This is a genomic window from Candidatus Campylobacter infans, from assembly GCF_013416015.1.
Classification (GTDB): Bacteria; Campylobacterota; Campylobacteria; order Campylobacterales; family Campylobacteraceae; genus Campylobacter; species Campylobacter infans.
On record NZ_CP049075.1, the window covers coordinates 186389 to 206326 of the forward strand.

The 19938-nt window shown below is 36.1% G+C and carries 23 protein-coding genes and 1 tRNA gene; 9 read left to right on the forward strand and 15 right to left on the reverse strand.

Going from position 1 to position 19938, the window contains the following annotated elements:
- Positions 1-250: 250 nt before the first annotated feature.
- Entirely contained in the window at positions 251-400 is a 150-nt protein-coding gene (locus tag CINF_RS00925) for a hypothetical protein (protein WP_205195802.1), read from the forward strand.
- Between the two features lie 207 nt (positions 401-607).
- Positions 608-742 carry a hypothetical protein gene (locus CINF_RS09045; protein WP_275690512.1) on the forward strand — a complete coding sequence of 45 codons (135 nt, stop codon included), beginning with the start codon at positions 608-610 and terminating at the stop codon, positions 740-742.
- A gap of 652 nt (positions 743-1394) precedes the next feature.
- Here the strand turns inward: CINF_RS09045 and CINF_RS00930 are convergent.
- The 9 genes from CINF_RS00930 to CINF_RS00970 form a co-directional block, all read right to left on the reverse strand.
- Positions 1395-2297 carry a radical SAM protein gene (locus tag CINF_RS00930; protein ID WP_179975411.1) on the reverse strand — a complete coding sequence of 301 codons (903 nt, stop codon included), beginning with the start codon at positions 2295-2297 and terminating at the stop codon, positions 1395-1397.
- Positions 2297-3337 carry a uroporphyrinogen decarboxylase gene (gene hemE, locus CINF_RS00935; protein WP_179975412.1) on the reverse strand — a complete coding sequence of 347 codons (1041 nt, stop codon included), beginning with the start codon at positions 3335-3337 and terminating at the stop codon, positions 2297-2299. The genes CINF_RS00930 and hemE overlap by 1 nt, the downstream gene beginning before the upstream one ends.
- Before the next feature lie 54 nt (positions 3338-3391).
- Positions 3392-4393, reverse strand: coding sequence for a DNA adenine methylase (locus CINF_RS00940; protein ID WP_179975413.1), 1002 nt, complete (start codon positions 4391-4393; stop codon positions 3392-3394).
- Positions 4393-5079: a restriction endonuclease gene (locus CINF_RS00945; protein ID WP_179975911.1), complete on the reverse strand. Its 687-nt coding sequence runs from the start codon at positions 5077-5079 to the stop codon at positions 4393-4395. Before CINF_RS00945 ends, CINF_RS00940 begins: the two co-directional genes overlap by 1 nt.
- Positions 5073-5861, reverse strand: coding sequence for a class I SAM-dependent methyltransferase (locus CINF_RS00950; protein ID WP_179975414.1), 789 nt, complete (start codon positions 5859-5861; stop codon positions 5073-5075). Before CINF_RS00950 ends, CINF_RS00945 begins: the two co-directional genes overlap by 7 nt.
- 10 nt (positions 5862-5871) lie before the next feature.
- Positions 5872-6894, reverse strand: coding sequence for an aspartate-semialdehyde dehydrogenase (locus tag CINF_RS00955; RefSeq protein ID WP_179975415.1), 1023 nt, complete (start codon positions 6892-6894; stop codon positions 5872-5874).
- Between the two features lie 114 nt (positions 6895-7008).
- Entirely contained in the window at positions 7009-8202 is a 1194-nt protein-coding gene (locus CINF_RS00960; RefSeq protein WP_179975416.1) for a sigma-54-dependent transcriptional regulator, read from the reverse strand.
- Positions 8203-8218: 16 nt separating this feature from the next.
- A complete protein-coding gene (locus CINF_RS00965) occupies positions 8219-8620 on the reverse strand; it encodes a hypothetical protein (protein ID WP_179975417.1) in 402 nt (133 codons plus the stop codon).
- Entirely contained in the window at positions 8596-9048 is a 453-nt protein-coding gene (locus CINF_RS00970) for an LPP20 family lipoprotein (protein ID WP_179975418.1), read from the reverse strand. The genes CINF_RS00965 and CINF_RS00970 overlap by 25 nt, the downstream gene beginning before the upstream one ends.
- A 150-nt stretch (positions 9049-9198) precedes the next feature.
- On the opposite strand from CINF_RS00970, the gene CINF_RS00975 reads away from it, so the two are divergent.
- A complete protein-coding gene (locus CINF_RS00975; protein WP_178696891.1) occupies positions 9199-9693 on the forward strand; it encodes a flavodoxin in 495 nt (164 codons plus the stop codon).
- 143 nt (positions 9694-9836) lie between these two features.
- Positions 9837-10337, forward strand: coding sequence for an S-ribosylhomocysteine lyase (gene luxS, locus CINF_RS00980; RefSeq protein ID WP_178696892.1), 501 nt, complete (start codon positions 9837-9839; stop codon positions 10335-10337).
- A 125-nt stretch (positions 10338-10462) separates the two neighbouring features.
- On the opposite strand, the gene CINF_RS00985 is transcribed toward luxS, so the two are convergent.
- Positions 10463-11272, reverse strand: coding sequence for a M48 family metallopeptidase (locus tag CINF_RS00985; RefSeq protein WP_179975419.1), 810 nt, complete (start codon positions 11270-11272; stop codon positions 10463-10465).
- Between the two features lie 116 nt (positions 11273-11388).
- Here CINF_RS00985 and CINF_RS00990 point away from each other — a divergent pair, with 116 nt between their 5' ends.
- From CINF_RS00990 to CINF_RS01005, 4 genes are all read left to right on the forward strand, one after another.
- Positions 11389-12747, forward strand: a complete 1359-nt coding sequence (locus tag CINF_RS00990; RefSeq protein ID WP_179975420.1) for a mannose-1-phosphate guanylyltransferase/mannose-6-phosphate isomerase — start codon at positions 11389-11391, stop codon at positions 12745-12747.
- Between the two features lie 6 nt (positions 12748-12753).
- Entirely contained in the window at positions 12754-14106 is a 1353-nt protein-coding gene (locus tag CINF_RS00995; RefSeq protein WP_179975421.1) for an aminotransferase class V-fold PLP-dependent enzyme, read from the forward strand.
- Positions 14107-14273: 167 nt separating this feature from the next.
- Positions 14274-14579: a F0F1 ATP synthase subunit C gene (locus CINF_RS01000; protein WP_178696895.1), complete on the forward strand. Its 306-nt coding sequence runs from the start codon at positions 14274-14276 to the stop codon at positions 14577-14579.
- 69 nt (positions 14580-14648) lie between these two features.
- Positions 14649-14734, forward strand: a tRNA-Leu gene (locus CINF_RS01005).
- Between the two features lie 59 nt (positions 14735-14793).
- Here CINF_RS01005 and miaA read toward each other — a convergent pair.
- The 5 genes from miaA to CINF_RS01030 all read right to left on the reverse strand — a co-directional run bounded on the left by miaA (position 14794) and on the right by CINF_RS01030 (position 18239).
- Complete coding sequence (miaA, locus tag CINF_RS01010; RefSeq protein WP_179975912.1) at positions 14794-15717, reverse strand: tRNA (adenosine(37)-N6)-dimethylallyltransferase MiaA; 924 nt, start codon at positions 15715-15717, stop codon at positions 14794-14796.
- 133 nt (positions 15718-15850) lie between these two features.
- Entirely contained in the window at positions 15851-16111 is a 261-nt protein-coding gene (rpsR, locus tag CINF_RS01015; protein WP_178696896.1) for a 30S ribosomal protein S18, read from the reverse strand.
- Between the two features lie 11 nt (positions 16112-16122).
- Positions 16123-16719, reverse strand: coding sequence for a single-stranded DNA-binding protein (ssb, locus tag CINF_RS01020; protein ID WP_179975422.1), 597 nt, complete (start codon positions 16717-16719; stop codon positions 16123-16125).
- 12 nt (positions 16720-16731) lie between these two features.
- Positions 16732-17157 carry a 30S ribosomal protein S6 gene (gene rpsF, locus CINF_RS01025; RefSeq protein WP_178696898.1) on the reverse strand — a complete coding sequence of 142 codons (426 nt, stop codon included), beginning with the start codon at positions 17155-17157 and terminating at the stop codon, positions 16732-16734.
- Positions 17158-17246: 89 nt separating this feature from the next.
- Entirely contained in the window at positions 17247-18239 is a 993-nt protein-coding gene (locus tag CINF_RS01030; RefSeq protein WP_178696899.1) for a hypothetical protein, read from the reverse strand.
- Positions 18240-18381: 142 nt separating this feature from the next.
- Between CINF_RS01030 and CINF_RS01035 the strand changes: the two genes are divergently transcribed.
- Positions 18382-19878: an amino acid adenylation domain-containing protein gene (locus CINF_RS01035; protein WP_179975423.1), complete on the forward strand. Its 1497-nt coding sequence runs from the start codon at positions 18382-18384 to the stop codon at positions 19876-19878.
- The last annotated feature ends 60 nt before the right edge of the window (positions 19879-19938 follow it).

The window sequence follows — 19938 nt, forward strand, 5'->3', positions numbered from 1 at the left end:
GTGATTTTGCATTTTGAAAATTCTATAAATTCTTTAAAAATTTTAATGAAGTGTGCTTTCTAAATTCTGGAAATTCTTTAAAATTTGGCGCAGATTGGGTTGGTTTTGGGTTTGGTTTGTGGGTTCGCGATGAGATCAAGGGCGTGGCGGTTTGGCTAGTTAGTGTGGCATAAATGGTTAGCGCTGAGTAGGGCGCGCGCGCGGCAGTTTGGGTGTGTGGCTGAGAATTTGGCGCGGGTTTAAAGTTGGTGTGGGTTTTATAAAAGCGTGGCAAATTTGGGTTTTTTGGCGCGTGGGTTTGTGGATTTTATTTTTTGGGCGCGTGGCTAAGAGTATGGCGGGCGTAGTTTGTTTTTTAAATAATAGCGTGGCACGAATAGTTAGCGGAGTAGGCGGGTAAATGCGAACGGGCGCGCGGGTTGCTTTTAAATAACGGCGTGGCATAAAGGCAAAGGGCGTTAAAAGCGTTGCATTAAAATAAATTTTAAAATTTGGGCGGTTTGGCGCGTTGAATTAAATTGAAATTTTAAAATTTGTTTTGTGGTTGTGCTAAGAATTTGGCGCGAAATTTTAATGGCGGGGCGCGTGGTTAAAATTTGGTAGATTTATGAATGAAAATTTAAAATTTCATTTTTGGCTAAGAGTGTGGCGGGCGTGGCTGAGAGTTTGCGGGTGCGGGTTGTTTTTAAATAACGGCGTGGCATTAAATGCAAAGGGAGTTAAAAGCGTTACACTAAAATAAATTTTAAAATTTGGGTGATTTGGTGCATTGAATTAAATTGAAATTTTAAAATTTGCTTTTTGGCTGAGAATTTGGCGGGCTAGTTTTTATAATTGTATAGGGTTTGGCTAGTTGTTTGCGTGGCGCGTGGTTAAAATTTGGCGGATTTATTGAATGAAATTTTAAAATTTACTTTTTAATTGTGGCTAAGAAGTTGGCGCGAAATTTTAATGGCGGGGCTGTTTGATTGGCGCGCGCAAGCGCGTGGCGATTGGGGTAGGGCGGTTTGGCTAGCTGTGTGCGCGCTGGTTGTATAAAGGCAGGGCGAGCTTGGATTTTTGGCGCGTGAGTTAAAAGAAAATTTTAAAATTTGCTTTTTGGCTAAGAATTTGGCGGGCGGGTTGGATAACGGCGTGGCAAATTTGGGTTTTTTGGCGGGCGGGCAAAAATTAAAGTTTAAATTTCTGGGCAGTTTGGCGGATAAAAAATTTGCGTGGCGCGGGTTTTGGTGCGTTGAATTAAGTTGAAATTTTCGAGAATTTTATTGTTGGTTAAGCATTCAAAAAAATAAATTTTAATAATAAAACCCTAAAAATTAGCACTCAAAAAAAATAAAATTTTAAATCAATAATTCGCATTCAAAACTAATCAAAAAAAAAATAAAATTTTAAAATCACGCTCTGTAAAATACCACGCCAGCAAGCTTTTGGCTGTGGATTTTGCCGTGTTTTATTAAATCTGCTAAGATATTTTTTGTGCTTTGGCTGAGGTTATTTGCTATGTCGTATTGGCTTTGTGGGCGCATTTTGAGCAGTTTTAAAAGCTCGTTTTGGTTTAGCTCTTTTGGTGCGTTTAGCGGGGTAATGTGCGCTATTAGCGCGGGCGCTGTGGTAATAAGCTCTAAAAGCTCGCCCAAACGCTCAAAACTCACGCCCCTAACATCATGCGCTGGCGGGCGATCTATGCTTGAAATATCCACTCTTGCGGGCTTGATTTTATCAAACGCCCTATTTAGCGCGCTAAACTCGGCCTCATTGTCATTTAAGCCCGCTACCACAAGCACTTCAAGCACTAATTCGCCCTTAAATTGCCTAGAAAATTGCGCCATTTTGTCTATCATTTCATCTACATTATAATTTTTAAGGCCTCTATCGATGCGCCTAAAAGTGCTTTGATTTGCGCTATCAAGGCTAAATTTTACAATATCAAGCTCATTTAGCGCATTTAAACGCTCAGGGTAAAAAACAGCTGAACCATTGCTTAAAATCAGACTTTTTTGGCTGCTTTTTATGGCGTTTATTTGCGTGATTAGCTCGCTTAAATGTGGATAAAGTGTCGGCTCACCGTTAGCGGTTAGTGTTATTACATCAGTTGCGCCAAAGCGCGCAATAGCCGCTTTTAGCTCACTCATAACCTCGCTTATGCTTGGCGGATTTATGCTTTGATCCATTACCTTTGCCTTAGCTAGCTCGCAGTATAGGCAGTCGTAATTACAGCATTTTTGCGCTGGGCTAAGATCTATGCCAAGTGAGCTACCAAAACGCCTTGATGCCACAGGGCCAAAAACTATGGCCATCATTTGGCCTTAGCTATGATTTTTGCGGATTTTTCGCGCACATAATCAATCAAATAGCGCGCATTTTTTACAGGGATATCAGGCAAAATACCATGCCCTAGATTGAAAATATGCCTTTTACCACGCATTATGTTTAAAATTTCATCTACTCCATCTTCAATTGCCATAGTATCATAAAGCCTGCATGGCTCTAAATTGCCCTGTAATACATATTTTGCGCCCATTTTATCTTTTGCGATTTTAAGCGGCATATCCCAGCTAATGCCTAGCACATCGTAACCTGCTTGTAAGTTTTCGATAAATGCGCCTACGCCTTTTGGGAAAACGATTATTGCGGTATTTGGGTGATTTTTGCGGATATAATCGCAAAGCTCACTGATATAACTCCACGCAAATTCCAAATAAGCATTCATTTCAAGCGCGCCAGCCCAGCTGTCAAAAATTTGTATCGCATCTGCGCCGGCGTTGATTTGCGCGCTGATGTAGCCTTTTAGCGCGTTTGTGATTTTTCGGAGCATTGAGTGGAGAAGCTGTGGGTTGCTATAAAGCATTTTTTTCACATTTGCGTAGTTTTTAGAGCCGCTACCTTCTACCATATAAGTAGCCAAGGTCCAAGGCGCACCACAAAAGCCAATTAGTGCTTTATCTGGGCTTAATTGCTCGCGCGTGATTTTAAGTGCGTCATAAACATAATTTAAATTTTCGATTGCCTTATCAGCACTTAATTTATCAAGCGCTTTTAAATCGTTTATAGGCTCGCTAAATACTGGCCCTATGCCAGGTTTGAAGCTTAAACTCATACCCATTTCAAGCGGTAACACCAAAATATCGCTGAAAATAATCGCCGCATCCACATTTAATTCGCTAATTGGTTGGAGCGTGGCCTGGGCTGCTTTTTGGCTATCTTTACAAAGTGCTAAAAAATCGCCCACGCTAGCTCTTAACTCTCGGTATTGTGGTAAATATCGCCCAGCTTGGCGCATTAGCCAAATTGGAGTGCGCTTTGTGGCTTTGCCCTTGCAAGCATCTATAAAAATCATTTTTTACCCTTTAAATTAGATTTAATAATTTTAAAAATTTTATCTTAAAAATATTTATATTTTTTCTAAAAAATGTAGATATTCTACTACACTATCTGCTTTATGTTCTCTTTTACTATCTGCTTTAAATCTGCGGTATTTTTTAGTAAAACACTCATATTTACCGTATTTTGACATAGTTTTTCTTATTTCATCTGGACTTATAATTCCTTCATTGTTGTAACTAAGAAAAATTTGCGAAAATTTAGCAGATTTTAGTAAATCATCAAGCGCTTGAACTGCGCTATTTTTCTTGCACCACGCAGATTTTTTGTATTCTCTAAGTCCTGTTTTGCCTTTTGGTATAAAATCATCATAGAGTGCAATTGTGTTTAATAAATGATAGTTTGCGCCGTATTCTCTGTGATTATAAGGTGGATCAATATATAAAATATCACCACTAATTTTTTTAATTAGCTCATTTGCATTTTCATTAAAAGCCAAATGCTCATTATTATTTAGTTCAAAAATTGCTGGTTCTAAAATAAATCTTTTACTAGCTGATTTTTTAAGCTTTTTTAAAAATGCCCCATAAACACTAGCTGTATTTGCAACCTTATCGCTACTTTCTAAAAGACTAGCAAGCAAATGAAAATAAACTCTTTTATCTATTTTTTTACTATCTAGCCATATTTGAATTGTTTGTCTGATAGCGTCTATTTTTGCTCCATTTTCATCGCTAAAATACTGGCGGTTTTGACTACCACAAAAAGAGTAATTTTCAAAAATTTTACCTTTTATCAAAGGCGTTTTTATCTCATTATTTAGCTTATCAAAAAGATCTTGGATATTTGAAATTCTCGTATGATTTACTATGTAGTTTTGCGCCAAAACAAAACTATAAAACTCCAAATCATTGGCTATTACTTGCTTAACTTTTGTTTTAAAATGCCTTCCTACAGCACAAGTTCCAGCAAAAATATCACAAAAAATTTTATCATTTAAACTAGAATTTACAGATGTAATAGAATTTTCTATAAAATCTAACAATGAAAATTTAGAGCCTATATAATTCATTATTTATTACCATATAATTTATTCATTATAAAATCAACACAATTCTCACTAGCTTCTTTTGAAATTCTTTTTACACTCTGCTTGCGATACTCCACTGGGTCATATTGATAGCACCCAACACAACCTAATTCTTTTGTATATTTTTCATCTCCAGCATAAAAATCATAAGGATTACCTAATATATTTCTAGCACTCCAACGCTTATTTGTCTCTTTACAATTTTTACAAATTTGCCTTTTTATATCATTTGCTGCCTTACAAAGTGGTTGGAAATCTTCTAATTTTTGTGTAGATTGATTTGACACGCGCCAATCATCTTTTCTTCCATCTTTATGATCAATTTCTATTTTTGTATTTTCACTATTTCCATTAACTCCGAGCATTACGCATTTTTTATCTTTATAAAACTCTTTTATATCTTTTCTTATTGCTTGATTGAAAGTTTGAGCCTGATTAAAACCATTTAAACGAATTGCATCGATAGAATTTCCACTTGTTAAACTTTTATCAAATTCAACAATATATCTTTTTGCCAAAGTCGAGTTAGCCCTACACCAACTTCCACCATTTCCAAGCGCCAAATCCTTATAATCGCCGACAAATTCGCTACTTTCCACCCATCTTGAAACTCCATTATCATCGGGCTCGGCCAATTTTAAAAATAATTCCATCTTACTCATCAAAATTCCTTTTTAAACACAAAAATATATTCATGCTTAAATATATAATAATCGCTTTTTAAAGCCCTATAATGCCATACTCCACCACTTCCTAGCTTTCCACGATTTCCTTCGATATTTTTTACCAAAATTCCTTTTAATTTGGCTTTAAAATTTCTTTTTACCATATCCATACACAAAAATGCAAGTGGCACTACCTCGCTATTTTTATAAATATCGCCAATCACAAGCGCAAAATATCCATTTTTCTTTAAAAATTCTAAGCAATTTTTTAAAGTCATCCATAATCTACACAAAAAATCATCAATATTTTGGCAATTTGAAAGGTCTTTTGGATTATCGCTAAATTTTACTATATCAAAATACGGCGGATGAAAAATTTCCAAAGAAACACTATTTTTATTAAGCTCTTTTAGGGAATTTTGTATAAAAATTTTGGAATTTTCGTCTGTATTATCACATAAATTTAATCTATAAAAGTCACCTTTGCTCTCTTTCATTTGAGAGCTCACAAAATCTAAAATCTGCGGATTTAAATCAAGTCCTATAAATTTACGACCAAGTTTTTCACACTCATAAAGTGTTGTGCCAGAACCACAAAAGGCGTCTAGCACTACTTCTCCTGCTTTTGTAAAGCGAGAAATAAGCTGATATGGAATTTGTGGGATAAAATTTCCGTGATAAACATTTTTATGCTTACCATTTTTATCCCTACTAGCAAAGAGCCACAAATCATCGGTTAAAATATCAAGTTCTCGCCAGTTTTTTAAATCCAAATCATTTATCATTTTTAGTATTTTAGTTCTCTTGCGCCCAAATTTGCGCTATTCTCACGGCATTTGTGGCTGCGCCTACTCTTATTTGATCGGCTGCGCACCATAAATGTAAGATATTTTTGCAAAAATTATCAACCCTTATGCGCCCTACAAAAGTTTCGTTTTTATCGCTTGAATGTATAGGCATAGGATAAAGTTTTTGGCTAGGATCATCTAAAACCACGATGTTAGGGGCTTTTTCTAGGATTTTCCTAGCTTCGTTGGCATCTATATCGCGCTCAAAGCTTATGGTGATTGCCTCGCTGTGGCTTCGCAGCACTGGCACACGCACGCAAGTTGCGCTAACTTCTATATCTTTGTGTAAAATTTTGCGCGTTTCATTTACCATTTTCATTTCTTCTTTTGTGTAGTCATTATCCAAAAACACATCAATATGCGGTATTACATTTAGCGCGAGCTGGTGAGCAAAGGCCTTTGGCAAGCATTCATCAAGCTTAAACTCAAAAAACTTTTGCATTTGTAAAACTAGCTCTTCCATGCCTTCTTTACCAGCCCCGCTAGCTGCTTGGTAGGTGCTAACATCTACGCGTTTAATGCCAAAAGCATCATCAAGGGGTTTTAAAATTTGAACCATTTGGATTGTTGAGCAGTTTGGGTTTGCGATTATGCCTGTTTTTTTCCAGTTTTTAATATCATTAGAATTACATTCAGGCACGACTAGCGGGACATCTGGCTCCATTCTAAAATGGCTTGTGTTATCAATTACCACAGCCCCACTCTTAGCAGCTAGGGGCGCAAATTTTTGACTTACCGAGCCGCCTGCGCTAAAAAATGCAATGTCTATTTTGTTTTCTTTAAAAACTGTATCGGTAAGCTCTTGGACTTTAAATTTTTTGCCATTAAATTCTATCTGGCTACCAGCTGATTTAGCACTAGCAAGAGGCAAAACCTCGCCCACGCTAAATTTTAATTCTTCAAGCACGCGAAAAATTTCCTCACCAACTGCGCCAGTTGCGCCAACTACTGCTATATTATATTTTTTCATAATAATCCTTTTAGCATTGATTTAAGCGCGCGATTATATAATTTATTGGCTTAAAATCAAATTTTTACGCCTTGGTATATTTTTAAAATTTAGCCATTTTAAAATTTGCAAATATTATAAACCTATTCTTAAATCACAAGCATTTATGATTTTATCTTCGCTTAAAATTGCTGAGCGTTCTATAATGCTAATTAGCTCTCTAATGTTGCCTGGATAATCATAATCTAAAAGCGCTTTTAAAGCGTCTTTACTAAATGATTTTTCGCCTAAATTATATAAAGTGCAAAATTTCTTTAAGCTTTCTTGTGCGATGGTTTGGATTTCATCTTTGCGCTCTTTAAGCGGTGGAATTTGAATTGGGATTGTGTTTAATCTATAATATAAATCTTCTCTAAACTCGCCATTTTTTACTTTTTCAAGCAAATTCGCATTTGTAGCACAGACTATTCTAACATTGATTTTAAGCTGTTTTGAGCCACCTACGCGCATTAATTCGCGCTCTTGGATTACGCGCAAAAGTTTTGGTTGTAAGGCTATTGGCATTTCGCCGATTTCATCTAAAAATAGCGTGCCACCATCGGCTAGCTCAAATAAACCCTTTTTAGTCGCGCTCGCATCGGTAAATGCGCCTTTTTCATAGCCGTATAATTCGCTTTCAAGTAAATTTTCTGGTATTGCTGCCATGTTTATGGCTATAAAGGCTGAGCTTTTTCGCATAGAATTATCGTGAATATATCTAGCAAAAAGCTCTTTTCCTACGCCACTTTGTCCGCTTATCATTACGCTTGCGTCTGTGCTGGCTGCTTTTTTGGCTAGATTTAGGGTGCTTTGTAGGGCTGGCGAGCTAGCTAAAAAGCCGTTATTACAATCATTTGCCGCGCTAACTCCGGCATTTGTGATTTTTACGGCATTTTTTAGCACAGCATTTTTGCTATTTTCATCACGCACGCGGCGCATGGCATTTACTAAGGTTTGCGCATCAAAGGGTTTGGTTAAAAAATCCCTTACACCAAGGCGCATACTTTCAATTGCTCTATTTAGCGTGGCGTTGCCTGTCATTATGATTATATCGTATTTGCCGGCTAGTTCTTTGGCAAAGGCTAGCCCATCAAGTCCTGGCATATTTATATCAGTTACTATTAGCTCGGTGTCTTCTGGCATTTTTTTAAGCGCATCAAGTGCTGATTTATAGGCCTTTACCTCAAACTCATCATAATCGCTAAGAGCAAGCTCTAGGCTTTTTCGCATATTTATATCATCTTCAACGATAGCAACTTTTAATTTATGATTTTTGGGCGCATTTGGCATTTTAGCCCCTTTATTTTTACATTTGGGCGAGGATTGTAACACCCTTTGGCTTAAAAATGGCTATAAAACGAAGCGGAGTGTAGGTAAGATTTGTGCGTAAATCAGCCTTTTTAATGCCAAATTTTGAAAATTCCAAAACCTGCGAAAAAGAGCCAACAAAACAATCTTGTAGGGCGTTTTTATGGGCGTTGAAATATTGTATTTGGCTTTGGTTTGATTTTTTTGCTGATTTAATAAAGCAAACTTTACGAAATTTTTTAAAATCGCTCTTTGTCATTGCTTTTGAGATTGAAATTTGCGCGGTGCTTAGGGTTTGATTAGCGGTGTAATACTTCGCCCAAAAGAAGTATTCACCGCTAATTTCATCTGCTTTTATAAAATTTAGAACAAAAATTAATAAGCAAATAATTCTTGCCATCTGCGTTTATCCATTTGGATTTCCATTTCTACGCGGTATAGGCCGTCTTTGTATTCATCGTATTTTATGGTTGCGCCTTTGATTAGCCCATGCACGCGCGATTCTATTAAAGAACTTCTAAGCATAGCATCTTTTACCGTGTCTTTGGCATTGATTTTTACGCCATACAGCTTGCTGGCTAGTTGGCGTTGTGCGTCTGCGATGGCTGCTCTTTTAGCAAGAACGCGAGCTTGTGCTGGGCTGTATGTATCAAGCGGTGGCAAGCCCTCGCCATAGGCTGAAAATGTAGCAGTAGGCGTGGTTTCAAGCCCATACATTGCAGGTTTGCTTACTTGTGTGTTAGCCATAGTGGCGTTTTGCTCTGGGTTGGTTGTGCTACAAGCATTAAAAGTTAGCGCAACAACAGGGATTAAGATAAGTTTTTTCATATTTTCACCTTTTTTTGGAGATTTACTACTTTTAAGCAAAAGGCGTTCCATAAATTTTATTTAAGCTTTTAAATTAAATAAATTGATAAAGTAAAATTCAGCTTACAAAGCTATAATTCCGCCTTAAAATCTCTTATTAAAGGACAAAAAATGAGTAAAATTTGTGTTGTGTATGGTTCTAGTATGGGCAATACCGAAGAGGCTGCAAACCTTATAGCAGCTGAGCTTGGCGTGGATGATATTTATAATATTGGTTCAACTACTGCTGAGGTTTTAAATGGTTATGATAAATTAGTAATTGGCACTTCTACTTGGGGTAGTGGCGATTTACAAGATGAATGGGATAGCTTTGATTTAGATAGTATTAAAGTAAAAGATAAGGTTATTGCGCTATTTGGTATGGGTGATAGTAGTAGTTATAGTGATACTTATTGTAATGGTATGGGAATTTTATTTGAGAAATTTAGCGCAAATGGTGCTAAAATAGTAGGTGCTGTAAGCACTGATGGCTATGAGTTTGATGAAAGCATCGCTGTAAAAGATGGCAAGTTTGTAGGCTTAGCCTTAGATGCTGATAATCAAAGCGATCTAACAGAAAGCAGAATTAAGGCTTGGGTAGAGCAAATTAAGCCTGAGTTTGCTTAATTATTGATTAGGCTTGGGGTTTTTATGCTTAGTTCATACTCTGAGCCGATTTTAAATTTTAATTCATTTAGAAATTTTAAATATTTTTCTAGTAATTCTTTCAAAAATCATTTAATTAAAATTTTAAATACAAAAGGATAAAAATGCCGTTATTAGATAGTTTTAAGGTAGATCATACCATTATGCAAGCACCTGGCGTGCGCCTAGCAAAAGTTATGAAAACTCCACACAACGATGAAATAAGCGTGTTTGATTTGCGTTTTTGTAAGCCAAATAAAGAAATTTTAGATGAAAAAGGCATTCACACGATGGAGCATTTATTTGCTGGTTTTATGCGTGATCATTTAAATAGCGCAGTTTGCGAGATTATAGATATTTCGCCTATGGGTTGTAGAACGGGCTTTTATATGAGCGTAATTGGTAAGCCAAGTTGCGAGCAAGTAATAAAGGCTTGGACTGCTTCAATGAATGATATTTTATCTTTTAGCGATGACGATAATTTGCCTGAGGCAAACCAATATCAATGTGGCACTTATAAAATGCATTCACTCCAAAACGCCAAAATAATCGCCGCTGATGTGCTAAAAAAGGGCATAAGCGTGATAGATAATGAAAAAATAAAACTTGATTTAAATAAATTTTAATAAATCGCGCATACTAAGTGCATTTGCTTTAAATAAATTTTAAAATTTGCTAAGAAAATATTTCAAAATTTGCGCGCATTTTATAAATTTTAATTATTTGCGCGCATAGATTTTGGATTAATAAGTTATTTGCTATTAGCTTGTAAATACAGCGGATAGACCTTTTTGGCTATTTCTTGTAAATCTTTTATTCTGCTTTCGTTGCTTGGGTGCGTGCTTAAAATTTCAGGTATGCTTGATGAGCTAAGTTTGCTCATTTTAATCCATACATTTACTGCCTCATTTGGATCATAGCCCGCACGCGCCATAAGCTCGGCGCCTATGTGATCGGCTTCTTTTTCGTGGCTACGCGAAAAGGGCATTTCTAAGGTGTATTTTGCTGCTATGCCAAGCGCGCTTTGGCTTAATCCATCAAGCCCTGCTACTTTTGTGATGGCGTCTAGGCCGATGTTTGTTAGCATATTTGAGCTTGCTTGCTCTGCGCTATGCTCTCTTAGGGCGTGCGCTATTTCATGGCCTATAATCGCAGCTAGCTCGCCATCTGTGAGGTTTAATTTTTCTATGATACCAGTATATACAGCGATTTTGCCACCAGGCATACACCAAGCATTTAGCTCATTGCTGCTTATTAGGGCTACTTGCCATTGCCAATTTAGCGCGTCTTGTCTAAATGAAATGCTTTGAGCTATTAGCTTGGCTGAGATATTTTCAACCCTTTTGCTTTGGATTTCATTTTGGTTTAATTTGCCTTGATTTTTGGCCGCTAAAATTATGGCATCATAGCTTTTTTGCGCGCTTTGATTCATCGCATCGCTACTTACTAAAATTAATTGTTTTCTGTTTGCGCCTATGTTGCCAGCTGATGTCGTGCTAGAGATGCATCCGCTAAAAATTAAGGCAAAAAGCAAAAGCGAAATTTTAATAAAATTTGTCATAATTTTATCCTTGCTAAATTAAAATTTAGGCGCAATTGTAGCCAAAATCGGTCGATTTTCAATCTTATTTTATGTATTTTAAGCTAAAATCCGCAAATTTTAACCCAGGATTAAAGATGATAAATGTGATTTTATGCGGTGGCAGCGGGACTAGGCTTTGGCCACTTTCGCGCGCTATGCTCCCAAAGCAGTTTGTTAAAATTTTTGGCTCTGATTCGCTATTTACTAAGACATTGCGCCGTTTAAAAAACGCCACAAATGATGCTAAAAATATAATAATTTGCAACGAACATCACTATTTTTTAGCCACAGATGAATGCGAAAGTCAAAATTTAAAAGCAAATTTTATTTTAGAGCCTTTTGGGCGAAATACCGCAGCGGCCATTGTTTTTGCTGCCTTACAAGCCTTAAATGATGACGAAAATGCCATAGTTTTAGTAACGCCAAGCGATCATATAATCTTAAATGAAAACGCCTTTAAAAATGCCCTAAACGAGGCTATAAAGCTAGCAAATGATGATAAAATCGTAACCTTTGGCATTAAACCAAATGAGCCAAATACAGGTTATGGCTACATTAAAGCCAGCCAAAATGAAGTAAGCGAATTTGTAGAAAAGCCTGATTTAAAAACGGCACAAGAGTTTGTAAAAAGTGGCCAATATTTTTATAATAGCGGTATGTTTTGCTTTAAGGCAAAGGTTTTTTTAGATGAACTTAAAATTTACGCACACGATACCTTATGCTCTGCTAAAAATGCCTATGAAAATGCTAAGAGTTCTCGTAATTTAGCCCGCATACTCCCAGGCGATATGGATAAAATCCCAGATATTAGCATTGATTATGCTTTAATGCAAAAAACAAATAAAATCGCTATGGTGGCCTTGGATGCTGGTTGGAGCGATTTGGGAAGTTTTGATGAGCTAGCTAAGCATTTAAGAAGTAGCGCGCATGAAAGCGTTGGCGGGGGCGAAAATTTCGTTTATAGCCATAAATTAACCGCCCTTGTAGATGTGCGAGATTTGATTGTTATTGACACCAAGGACGCTTTGTTGATTGCTCAAAAAGGTAGCTCACAAAAGGTAAAAGATGTTTATAATCTAATAGCCAAAAATCACGCAGAATTAACGCAAATTCACACAAAAGCCTATCGCCCTTGGGGGAGTTATGAAGTGCTTGAAGAAGGCGAAGGTTTTAAGATTAAAAAAATTATAGTAAAAAGTGGCGCAAGATTGAGCCTTCAAAAGCATTCATATCGTAGCGAGCATTGGATAGTAGTAGCTGGGGAGGCTAGCGTAAGGATAGAAAATACAACCCGCACTCTTTATGCTAATCAAAGCACCTACATAGCCCCAGGGCAAATACATCGCTTAGAAAATACCGCAAAAACACCACTTGTTTTGATTGAGGTTCAAGTGGGTAGCTATTTGGGCGAGGATGATATCATTCGCATAGAAGATGATTATAAGCGAGATTAAAGCGCAATGATTGATCGTGCTAAGCTTAAACGTGGCATTATTTTAGATGAAAATTTATATTATTTTGATTGGACGGCTAGTGGGCTAGCATTTAGACAGATTGAAGATGAATGCGAGTTTATACTAAAAACTTATTCAAATACTCACTCACAATGTAGTAGCTGTGCCAAAATCACTAGCGATTATTACGATAATGCGCGCTTAGGACTAAAAGCTAGCTTAGAATTAGGCGATGATTTTTATTTGCTTCCTTGTGGTTATGGCTCTACTGCTGCTATTAAAAAATTCCAAGAACTCTTAGGCATTTATATGCCGCCAGCTACGAGAAATAGGCTATTTGGCACAAAAAACTTAAAAAAAATAAATACTAATATAATCCGTGATTTTTCCCCAAATCATCAAAATTTGCTTGAAAATTTGCCTCTTGTGATTGTTGGTCCTTATGAGCATCATAGTAATGAAATTAGCTTTAATAACGGCCTTTGCGAGCTTTACAGAGTTGGTTTAGATGAGTTTGGTGGCATTAATTTTGATGAGATAAAAAGCGTTTTAAAGCAAAATTTTAATCGCGAAATAATTTTAAGTTTTAGTGCGGCTTCAAATGTAACAGGCATTAAAACAGATGTTGCCAAACTAAGAGAGTTAAGCCAAAAATACGCTAAAAACGCCATTATTGCTATTGACGCAAGCTCTCTTAGTGCTTATGAGAATATAAATGCAAAAAATTACGATGCTTTGTTTATTAGCTCGCATAAATTACTAGGTGGAGTTGGCGGATGCGGGCTTTTAGCCATTAGAAAAAGCCTTTGTGCGCGCTATTTTAGTGGCGAGCCAAGCTTTATGGGTGGTGGCACGGTAGAGTATGTAAGCAGAACTAGTTTTCGTTTTGTGAGCGATTTTGAACGCCTTGAAGATGCTGGCACGCCACCGATTATGGCGTTAATTCGCGCGCATTTAGCCTTTAAATTACGCAATGATATTGGCTTGGAAAATATCAAAACGCAAGAAGAAATTTTAAATAAATATTTCGCTGATGAATTAAATAAGATAGATGAGATTATTTGCTATTGCCCTAAAAATCAGCAACGCGTGGCAATTTTTGCCTTTAATGTAAAAGGCGTTTCGCCTTATGATTTTGCCCTAACTCTTAGCCAAAAATTTGGCGTCCAAACGCGCGCTGGCTGTGCTTGTGCTGGTCCTTATGGACATGATTTATTAGGGCTTGATGATAATATCCCAAGCTTTTTTAAGCCCGGCTGGATTAGAGTAAGCTTGCATTATAGCCATGATTTTAGCGATATTGATTATTTAATAAGTGCGATAAAATCGTCTATTAAGTTATTTAAAAATAAAATTTAACCCTAAAAGCAGAGCCAATTTAACAAATTTTAAGCACAAAATTTTAGTTAATAAAAGTTAAATTTTAAATTTTAAGAGCAAATCAAGCAATTTTGGCTATAATCGCCGCCACGCTTTTAAGTAGGGATCACATCCGAACTAAGCGCAATACTACATAAAGGACGACTATGAAGAAAATCATTCTTCTTACTCTTGCATTTGCAAGTTTTGCTTTTGGTGCTGATGCTGGCACAGCCACTATTCAAGCTTACTCAATCATCGCAGCAGGCGTAGGCCTTGGTATAGCAGCACTTGGTGGTGCTATTGGTATGGGACATACAGCAGCTGCTACAATCTTGGGCACAGCTCGCAATCCTGGGCTTGGCAGCAAATTGATGACTACAATGTTTATTGCTTTGGCGATGATAGAAGCGCAAGTTATTTATACACTTGTTATCGCTTTGATCGCGCTTTATGGTAATCCATTCTTATAGGATTTATTTTTAGCTTAGCTTGCTAGATTTAGTTAGCTAGGCTTATTCTTGCTTTTATTATCTTATTTTGCGATCGTGGTGAAACTGGTAGACACGCTACTTTGAGGGGGTAGTGAGCTTTGCTTGTGCGAGTTCAAATCTCGCCGATCGCACCATTAAAATTTAATTTTATTTAAAATTTTACATTTATTTTATTTGAAATTTTAATGCCACTTTATAAGAGCTTATTTAAAATTTGTGTGTAGGCTTCGTCTGGTTTTAGCTTGATGGAGTTTTTAAAATTTGAATTAAAAAAGCTGCGTTGGCGTTTTGCAAGTTGCGCTGTGTGCGTGCTGATTAGCTCGCAAAGCTCATTTTGGCTTTTAATTTGCCCGCATAAAAACTGCCCGCATTCTTTTAATCCTATGGATTTAAGGGCTTTTAGCTCTTTATCATAGCTAGCAAAAAGCGTGCGCGCTTCATCTAATAATCCATCATCTAGCATTTTTTTGGTGCGCGCTAAAATCCTAGATCTTAGCTCATCGCGCTCTAAACTTAGTTCAAAAATCAGCAATTCTTTAATCAATGGAGCAGCTGTGTTTTGTGCTAACCAAAGGCTAGGGATTTGCGTGTATTTGGTTAAATTATTTGAAATTTTAATTTGGGCTGAGTTTTTGCTTAAAAAGCTGTAAATTTCATACCATTTTTGTAAGCGAAAGGTGTCGTTTTGGCTAAATTTAGCACAAAATTTAGGATCAATCCTGCTAGCTATTATAAATATTTCATCATTACTTGGGTGCGTTTTTAGCCTTGGGACTTTTGGGCCTAAGCCATTTAGCATACTGGCTAGATAAAAGCCACTTCCACCTGTGATGATTAGATTTTTGCCATTTTGCTTGGCATAAATGCTGGCTTTTTGGTATTCTTGTGCAAAATCACCTGCGTTAAAGCTCTCATCGATATTTCTTATATTTATGCCAAAATGTTTTATGCTTTTTAGTTCTTGCGCGTTTGGTTTAGCGCTTGCGATATTGATTTGTGTGTAAATGCAAAGTGAATCAAGGCTTAAAATTATGGCATTTAAAGGCTTGGCAAGACGCAAAGCAAGAGCAGTTTTACCGCTTGCGGTAGCGCCAATTAGGGCTAATTCTTTCATTATTTTTGATTTTGTGGCGGGTTTGTTGGTTTATTTAGCTTTAATTAGTTTATATTAGGCTAAGCAAGATTTTGCTTTTAGCCTAATTTTGAAAAATTATGCCTTGTGTTTAAAATTTACACAAAGCATAAGCTTTTTACATACCTTCAAATGGGTTTGTTACCACATTATCGCGATCTACGATATATGGTATTAGAGCGGCTTGTCTTGCGCGCTTAATAGCTTTTTCTACCATTTCTTGGTATTTTTTGCTAGTGCCTGTAAGACGGCGTGGCATTATTTTAAAGCGTTCTGATAGACAATATTTTAGCATTGAAGTATCTTTGTAGTCTATAAACTCAACTTTTGCTTCTGTGTAGCGACAATATTTTTTAGAAAATTTTCTTTTTTCAGCCATTGTGTATCCTTTTAAAATGGTATTTCGTCATTATCGACATCGTATGATGGCAAGTTTTCTTGCGCTTGTTTTGTTTGAGCGTGGTTAGTGTTTGGCTCATGGTTTTGTTTTGTGGCATTTTGATTGTAGCTATTATTTTGATAGCTAGGGTTTTGGTTAGGATTATAGCCACTATTATAGTTAGGGTTTTGGTTAGCGTTGTAGCCGTTGTTTTGATAGCTAGGGTTTGGATTGTAGTTGGTGTTTTGGTTATAACCATAGCCTTGCTCGCCATTTTGTTCTTTTTTGTCTAGCATTTGCATGCTTTCTACGGTTATTGAATGGCGGGAGCGGTTTTGGCCGTTTTGATCTTGCCATTGTTCTAGCACCAAACGCCCTTCTATTAAGACTTTGGAGCCTTTTTGTAAATATTGGTTAGCTACTTCTGCTGTCCTGCCCCAAAATGTTAAATCCACAAAGCAAACCTCTTCTTGTTTTTCGCCATTGATTGTGGTTACGCGATTTACGGCTATGGCGGTTTTAACTACTGCCGTGCCTTTATTTGCTGTGTATTTAAGCTCTGGAGCTCTGGTTAAATTCCCTACTAAAATTACTTTATTAAAAGACATTTTTTACTCTTTTTATTCTTGTGTTGCTGGTTCGTTGTTTTCTTCTGTGTTTTGGGCTTCTTTATTTGGGCGTGGAGCGCGTGGTTCTTGTTTTTTGATTTGAGCTAGTTTTTGCCCTTTGCTTAGTTTTTCCCAAGCTGAAATTTCGCTTTTGGTTTCGTATTTTACGATCAAAAATCTAATGATATCTTCTGTAATACGCACATTTCTTACTAATTCTTCGATTAAATTAGTTGGTGCTTGAAAGTAAAATACCTTATACACACCGCGTTCAAATTTGTCGATTTTATAGGCTAATTTGCGTGTGCCCATATCTATTTGGCTAGCGATTTGGCCGCCATTTTTGCTTATGACTTCGGCTACGAAGTCGGCCTTAGCTTTTACTTCATCATCGGTTAAGGTTGGTTTGATGATGAATAAAATCTCGTAATGTTTCATTCTTTCTCCTTGTGGATATTTAGCTCTTTGCGTTACAAAGGGCAAGGAATTTTGCTAAAAAGCAAGCGCGGATAGTATCCAAAAATAGCTTAATATTTTCTATATTTTGCGATAATTTCTTGTAATTTTAATAAGCTATGAAGCAAAAACAGCTCTTTATCGCCGTTATTGCCAGCTTTTTTTAGTTCTTCTTCGCTTTCATTTATATGGCGAAAAATTGCTAAAAATATTTCATCATTAAAGCTTAGGGCTTGCGTTTTTAGTGTATTTGCTATGGCTTGTGGCGGGGCATAGCCGATGGCTTCTTTTATATCAAATCTGCCATTTAATTTGCTAAAAGAGTTGATCTTAAACAGCCTTAAAAACGAGCTATAAAGCATTGAAATAAACATTATTTCATTAAAACTGCCTTCATTTACAATATTAAAAAAATCATTTTTTATATTAGCATTTGTGATTAGTTTATTAAAAAACGCTTCATAACTAATGCCACTTAGATTTGAAACCAAATTATCTATTAAAATTTCATCTGCATTTTCATATAAAGTGGCGATTTTATTTAGCTCTGCTGCGCTTAGATATAAGTTATCGTTATGGATTTGTAAAATTTTAAAAAGCGCGTGTTCGGTGATTTTTAGATTTAATTTTAAGGCGCGCGCTTTAAGTAAATTAAAAGCCTCGCCCTTGTTTGTTTCAAAAAAACGCACAAAATTTTCATCAAAAGCCTTAGCGTTTTCACCAGCTATTTTTTGATCGCCTTCGTGTAATTCATAAGCAAAAATATTTTGCTCGTTGTTTTGGCATAAGCTTATAAGGGCTTTTAGCTCTTTTTGCGGGATTTTTTTATCGGTTTTGATGTGTAAAATGTTGATATTGCCAAAAAGTGAGTTTTGCTCTAAATGCTTTTTAGCAAGCTCAAAATTATATTCATCAAAGCTAAGCTCGAATTTTTCGCCATCAAAACGCGCTAAGTACTCTTTTGTGTAGCTTTCTACTTGATAAATTTCTGCTCCATAAAACATAAAATAATTTGGAGCAATGCTTGCTTTTAGTATTTTGTTTTCAAAATCATTTCTATACATTTGTGTGCTTTTTATTTATTTAAGGCGCAAATTATACAAAAAATTTCATAATTTTTTGCTAGAATGCGCGCTTTAATTTATATTAAATCTAGTAATATTTAGCCCATAAATTTTAAAATAAAAGTTAAAAAGCAGTAAAAAGATGATTAGACATATTGATGATTTTTTACAAATTAGTGCGCAAAAATTCGCCACAAAAACAGCCTTTACCCAAATGGATAAAAGCATAAGTTACGGCGAATTTAATGAAAGTTGCCAAAAAGTAGCGAGTGAAATTTTAAAAATTTTAGGCAAGTTTAATCGCCAAGTGCCTGTTTTAATCTTGCTTCCAAAAGGCATAGAATGTTTAATAAGCTTTTTTAGCGTTGCCAAAGCTGGGCATTTTTACACGCTTTTGGACGAAAAAACTCCATTTGAGCGCACGAAAAAGATTATTAGCGTTTTAAAGCCTGGGATTCTCATCACTTCAAAGCAATATAATTTTAATTTTTCTCAAATACCTTGCACGATTTATAGCGAGGATTTTGAAAATTTCAGTGTGGATTTAAATGCGCTTTTAAACGCAAAACAAAGGCACATTGATACAAATTTGCTTTATGTTTTCTTTACAAGTGGCAGCACGGGTGTGCCAAAGGGCGTAAGTATAGCGCATAAAAGTGTGATTGATTACACCTTTTGGGTGTGCGAAGAATTTGGGCTTAATGAAAATGAAATTTTAGCCAACCAAGCCCCTTTTTATTTTGATAACTCCATTTTAGACATTTTTTCAAGCATTAAGGTTGGTGCAACCTTACACATCTTGCCAAATGCGCTTTTTGCCTTTCCGCGTAAAATCGTGCAGTATTTAAAAGAGCATAAAATTTCATTTATTTTTTGGGTGCCATCTGTTTTGATTTATTTTGCAAATACCAAAGCTTTTGAAAAAGATGAGCTAACAAGCCTTAAAAAAGTGCTTTTTTGCGGGGAGATTATGCCAAATAAGCAGCTTAATTTTTGGCGAAAAAACCTGCCAAATGCGCTTTTTGCAAATTTATATGGTCCTACTGAAATCACCGATGTGTGCGCTTTTTATAAGGTAGATAGAGCCTTTAAAGATGATGAACTTTTGCCCATAGGCAAGGCTTGTGCAAATACTGAACTTTTGGTTTTTGATGAAAATTTAACCCTTATTGATGAAAAGCAAATAGGCGTTAAGGGCGAACTTTTCGTGCGCGGAAGCTGTTTAAGTTTAGGTTATTTTAATGATAAACAAAAAACAAAACAAGCCTTTATACAAAACCCCTTGCATTCAAACTACCTTGACCTACTTTACAAAACAGGCGACATTGTGGCTTTCAATGAATTTGGCGAGCTTTTGTGCTTTGGGCGCATAGATAATCAAATCAAAATCAAAGGACACAGGGTTGAACTTGGCGAGATAGAAGCTGTGCTAAATTCTCACAAAAGCGTTAAAAACTCAGCTTGCATTTTTAAAGATGAACTCATCATCGCCTTTTATGAGAGCGAAAATGAGCTTGATTTAAAGGGCTTTTTAGCCAGCAAATTGCCAAGCTATATGATTCCAGCGAAATTTATTAAAATTGATAAATTTATGCTTAATCAAAACGGCAAGATAGACAGAAAAGCATTAAATATTTAACAAAATTTATTTTATTTTTAAGCCTTAATTATTAAAATACCAAATTTTAATAATTAAAAT

Bases quoted from the DNA above. Each gene is read 5' to 3' on its own strand.
- CINF_RS09045 (WP_275690512.1), top strand. From the start codon at position 608: ATGAATGAAAATTTAAAATTTCATTTTTGGCTAAGAGTGTGGCGGGCG.
- CINF_RS00930 (WP_179975411.1), bottom strand. From the start codon at position 2,297: ATGGCCATAGTTTTTGGCCCTGTGGCATCAAGGCGTTTTGGTAGCTCA.
- hemE (WP_179975412.1), bottom strand. From the start codon at position 3,337: ATGATTTTTATAGATGCTTGCAAGGGCAAAGCCACAAAGCGCACTCCA.
- CINF_RS00940 (WP_179975413.1), bottom strand. From the start codon at position 4,393: ATGAATTATATAGGCTCTAAATTTTCATTGTTAGATTTTATAGAAAAT.
- CINF_RS00950 (WP_179975414.1), bottom strand. From the start codon at position 5,861: ATGATAAATGATTTGGATTTAAAAAACTGGCGAGAACTTGATATTTTA.
- CINF_RS00955 (WP_179975415.1), bottom strand. From the start codon at position 6,894: ATGAAAAAATATAATATAGCAGTAGTTGGCGCAACTGGCGCAGTTGGT.
- CINF_RS00960 (WP_179975416.1), bottom strand. From the start codon at position 8,202: ATGCCAAATGCGCCCAAAAATCATAAATTAAAAGTTGCTATCGTTGAA.
- CINF_RS00965 (WP_179975417.1), bottom strand. From the start codon at position 8,620: ATGGCAAGAATTATTTGCTTATTAATTTTTGTTCTAAATTTTATAAAA.
- CINF_RS00970 (WP_179975418.1), bottom strand. From the start codon at position 9,048: ATGAAAAAACTTATCTTAATCCCTGTTGTTGCGCTAACTTTTAATGCT.
- CINF_RS00975 (WP_178696891.1), top strand. From the start codon at position 9,199: ATGAGTAAAATTTGTGTTGTGTATGGTTCTAGTATGGGCAATACCGAA.
- luxS (WP_178696892.1), top strand. From the start codon at position 9,837: ATGCCGTTATTAGATAGTTTTAAGGTAGATCATACCATTATGCAAGCA.
- CINF_RS00985 (WP_179975419.1), bottom strand. From the start codon at position 11,272: ATGACAAATTTTATTAAAATTTCGCTTTTGCTTTTTGCCTTAATTTTT.
- CINF_RS00990 (WP_179975420.1), top strand. From the start codon at position 11,389: ATGATAAATGTGATTTTATGCGGTGGCAGCGGGACTAGGCTTTGGCCA.
- CINF_RS00995 (WP_179975421.1), top strand. From the start codon at position 12,754: ATGATTGATCGTGCTAAGCTTAAACGTGGCATTATTTTAGATGAAAAT.
- CINF_RS01000 (WP_178696895.1), top strand. From the start codon at position 14,274: ATGAAGAAAATCATTCTTCTTACTCTTGCATTTGCAAGTTTTGCTTTT.
- rpsR (WP_178696896.1), bottom strand. From the start codon at position 16,111: ATGGCTGAAAAAAGAAAATTTTCTAAAAAATATTGTCGCTACACAGAA.
- ssb (WP_179975422.1), bottom strand. From the start codon at position 16,719: ATGTCTTTTAATAAAGTAATTTTAGTAGGGAATTTAACCAGAGCTCCA.
- rpsF (WP_178696898.1), bottom strand. From the start codon at position 17,157: ATGAAACATTACGAGATTTTATTCATCATCAAACCAACCTTAACCGAT.
- CINF_RS01030 (WP_178696899.1), bottom strand. From the start codon at position 18,239: ATGTATAGAAATGATTTTGAAAACAAAATACTAAAAGCAAGCATTGCT.
- CINF_RS01035 (WP_179975423.1), top strand. From the start codon at position 18,382: ATGATTAGACATATTGATGATTTTTTACAAATTAGTGCGCAAAAATTC.